This is a genomic window from Pseudomonas sp. 30_B (assembly GCF_017491605.1).
Taxonomy (GTDB): domain Bacteria; phylum Pseudomonadota; class Gammaproteobacteria; order Pseudomonadales; family Pseudomonadaceae; genus Pseudomonas.
In genome coordinates this window covers 1-241 of sequence record NZ_JAFGYY010000523.1, presented here as the reverse complement: position 1 = coordinate 241, position 241 = coordinate 1, and the positions used below count along the sequence as shown (strand labels likewise).

The window sequence follows — 241 nt, the reverse complement described above, 5'->3', positions numbered from 1 at the left end:
GCATGCTCGAGCACGACGGCGACGTCGGCAAGCTGCTCAAGGCGGTGGACGACCTGAAGATCGCCGACAACACCATCGTCGTCTACACCACCGACAACGGCCCGAACCAGTGGTCCTGGCCGGATGCCGCCACCTCTCCGTTCCGCAACGAGAAGAACTCCAACTACGAAGGCGCCTTCCGGGTGCCGGCGATGATCCGCTGGCCGGGACATATCGAAGCGGGCCAGGTGTCCAACGAGAT

Annotated in this window: 1 protein-coding gene; it reads left to right on the top strand. The window is 63.9% G+C overall.

Annotation, left to right across the window (positions count from 1 at the left end; all coding sequences use genetic code 11):
• A partial coding sequence (locus tag J5M67_RS29325) for a sulfatase-like hydrolase/transferase (RefSeq protein ID WP_207888769.1) occupies positions 1–241 on the top strand: 241 nt, incomplete at both ends.